The sequence below is a fragment of the Dyadobacter sp. genome (assembly GCF_051859145.1).
Taxonomy (GTDB): domain Bacteria; phylum Bacteroidota; class Bacteroidia; order Cytophagales; family Spirosomataceae; genus Dyadobacter.
On sequence record NZ_JBHYGF010000469.1, the window covers coordinates 1 to 2,837 of the forward strand.

At 45.3% G+C, this 2,837-nt stretch carries 4 protein-coding genes; all 4 read left to right on the top strand.

Features of this window, described 5'->3' with window-relative positions; all coding sequences use genetic code 11:
- A partial coding sequence (gene argS / locus ACTIE6_RS22140) for an arginine--tRNA ligase domain-containing protein (RefSeq protein WP_439558704.1) occupies positions 1-724 on the top strand: 724 nt, incomplete at its 5' end.
- An 82-nt stretch (positions 725-806) separates the two neighbouring features.
- Positions 807-1,364 (top strand): glutathione peroxidase, encoded by a 558-nt coding sequence (locus tag ACTIE6_RS22145; RefSeq protein ID WP_439558705.1) that lies wholly within the window; start codon positions 807-809, stop codon positions 1,362-1,364.
- A 79-nt stretch (positions 1,365-1,443) separates the two neighbouring features.
- Positions 1,444-1,818, top strand: a complete 375-nt coding sequence (locus tag ACTIE6_RS22150; RefSeq protein WP_439558706.1) for a DUF5618 family protein — start codon at positions 1,444-1,446, stop codon at positions 1,816-1,818.
- Between the two features lie 20 nt (positions 1,819-1,838).
- A complete protein-coding gene (locus tag ACTIE6_RS22155) occupies positions 1,839-2,732 on the top strand; it encodes a 1,4-dihydroxy-2-naphthoate polyprenyltransferase (protein ID WP_439558707.1) in 894 nt (297 codons plus the stop codon).
- The last annotated feature ends 105 nt before the right edge of the window (positions 2,733-2,837 follow it).

Here is a 2,837-nt window from a genome sequence, read left to right on the forward strand (position 1 = left end):
TAACGAGCAGGATTACCATTTCAAAGTTCTTTTTGCAATCCTGAAAAAACTGGGAAGAACCTATGCGGAAGGTTGCTACCACATCAGCTACGGAATGGTCGACCTGCCGTCAGGTAAAATGAAATCGCGCGAAGGTACCGTAGTAGATGCAGACGATTTGATTGCGGAAATGATACAAACTGCCGCCGACCGCACGCAGGAACTGGGCAAGATTGATGATTTTGACAGTGCAGAAGCGAAGCAGCTTTATAACCAGCTGGCAATGGGTGCATTAAAATACTTCCTGCTGAAAGTGGACCCGAAGAAAAGAATGCTCTTCAACCCGGCGGAGTCCATTGACTTTCAGGGACACACGGGACCGTTTATTCAATATACTTACGCACGGATCCGCTCTATTATGAGAAAGGCGGAGCAGGCTAATATCGAAGCAGTTATACCCGGTCAGGATTACGCAATGCACCAATCGGAGCGTGAATTGATTTTCGCCTTGGCCCAGTTTCCATTTAAAGTAACGTCAGCAGCAAGCGAGTTTGCACCGTCGATCATTTCACTTTATGCATTTGAGCTGGCCAAAGTTTACAACCAGTTCTACGCGGAGGTATCCATTTTCTCCGATCCGAATCCGGATGCGGTCCGTTTCAGGGTCGCATTATCGCAGGTTGTTTCGGAAACAATTCAAAAAAGTTTGGGGTTATTGGGAATAGAAGTTCCGGAGCGTATGTAAAGCTGAGTTTCTCGCGTTTATTGATAGATTTGTATAAACCATAACCAAGACTAATATGAGCTTTCTTAAATCGATTTTAATTATGATTACATCTCTGATCGGCGGTTTGTTTGCTGATAAAAGTGAAACCGCATCACGCCCTGCGACACACGAAGCTGCAAAACAAACACTTTACGATTTCAAGGTAAAATCACTGGTTGGGGGCAAAACAGTGGATTTGAGCAAGTACAAGGGAAAGAAAGTGGTTATCCTCAATGTTGCTTCCAAATGCGGCTACACCAAGCAATATGCAGATTGGGAAAAATTCAACAAAGAGCATGGCGACAAGGTGGTTGTACTCGGCTTCCCGGCTAATAATTTCGGCGGACAAGAGCCAGGTACAAGCGAAGAAATCGCAACATTCTGCTCTGCAACCTACGGCGTAACTTTCCCGATGTTTGAGAAAGTGTCGGTGTTGGGAGAAGATCAGGCGCCTATTTACAAGTGGTTGAGCACAAAAGAATTAAATGGCTGGAATGACAAAGTTCCAACCTGGAATTTCTGCAAATATGTGGTGAATGAAAATGGCGAGCTGACCAATTTCTTCGCTTCTAAGGTATTGCCAACAGATCCTGAGTTTTTGAAAGCTGTGGGAATCTGATACTACTAAATAGCAGGCTGCCAGTTACACTATTGGCAGCCTGAACCTTCCAATTTCTTTAACATAAACACACATTAACATGAAAGACATTATTGAAGCAAAACGCTACCTCTCCAACGCTAAGGAAATATTACGCGAAAAAGCGATAAAGGAAAACGGTCTTTATCAAGACAGAAAGTACGTTAAGATGGCAGGCCATACTGCATATGCAGGAGTACTGGTTGCACTTGACAGCGTTTTTGGCGATAAGAAAAAAGGTCGCAAAAGTGTTGACTGGTATAAAGAAGAACTGTCAATGCGTGATAAGAAAATGCTGGGTGCTTTTATGGCTGCTTACGATACACTGCATCTTTCAATGAGCTACGATGGAAACCTAAGCGCGAATGTTTCCAAAGAGGGACTTGCTCTCGCTGAACAAATTATCAATTGGGCCGAACAGAGAGCTCAGGCTTGACAACAATTATTAATCAATAAATGAACCCCTGGATTGAGGCCGCCCGGCCGAGAACTTTACCTCTATCATTGTCCTGCATTATCATGGGCTGCTTTCTGGCTGCTTCGACAGGAAACTTTCACTGGTCAGTAGCGGCATTGAGCGTACTTACGACCATTATTTTACAGGTACTTTCCAATTTTGCAAATGATTACGGGGATGCTGTGAATGGAAAGGATACCGACTTGCGGGAAGGTCCGCGCCGCGCCGTGCATTCCGGGCATATTACTGCTTCCCTGATGCTGAAAGCGATTATCTGGTCTTCTGCACTGGCTCTGATTTCCGGTATTTCCTTGTTGGTAATCGCATTGAGTGATGCGCCCAAAAGTGCCTTCTGGGTATTTTTCGGAATTGGCATCGCCTGTATTATTGCTGCGATCACGTATACTGCCGGCAAGCGCCCGTACGGATATGTGGGTTTGGGCGACCTGTCTGTGCTGATCTTTTTTGGCTGGGTGGGCGTACTCGGAAGCAGCTACCTGCACACGCATTTATGGAATTGGTCGCTGTTACTTCCTGCGACGAGCTGCGGCTTGTTTGCGGTTGGCGTTTTGAATATCAACAACATACGCGATATCGAGTCCGACAAAGCCACAGGTAAGAACTCAATTCCCGTTCGGCTCGGACGTGAAAAGGCGATAGCTTATCACTGGTTTATCCTGGTCACTGGCATGCTCTGCGTCTTGATTTATACATACTTTCACTTTTCCGGATTTCAGAATCTGCTCTTTTTGCTCAGCTTCCCATTGTTTATCAGAAACGGGATAGCAATTTCCACATTGAAGAAAGCACAGGAACTTGATCCCTACCTCAAACAAATGGCGCTTTCCACGCTGTTTTTTGTGATCCTGTTTGGCATTGGCGTAGTACTCTAAGCTATTTCATGTACTGCTTAATTGCATTTCCGAGCAGAGTATAACCTTTCGCATTCGGGTGCAAGCCGTCGCTGAACAATGTTTCATCGGTTTTCCCGCTAGTTG

What these genes read in the sequence shown, in the direction of transcription:
- ACTIE6_RS22155 (WP_439558707.1), top strand. Translation starts at nt 1,839, where the DNA reads ATGAACCCCTGGATTGAGGCCGCCCGGCCGAGAACTTTACCTCTATCA.
- ACTIE6_RS22150 (WP_439558706.1), top strand. Translation starts at nt 1,444, where the DNA reads ATGAAAGACATTATTGAAGCAAAACGCTACCTCTCCAACGCTAAGGAA.
- ACTIE6_RS22145 (WP_439558705.1), top strand. Translation starts at nt 807, where the DNA reads ATGATTACATCTCTGATCGGCGGTTTGTTTGCTGATAAAAGTGAAACC.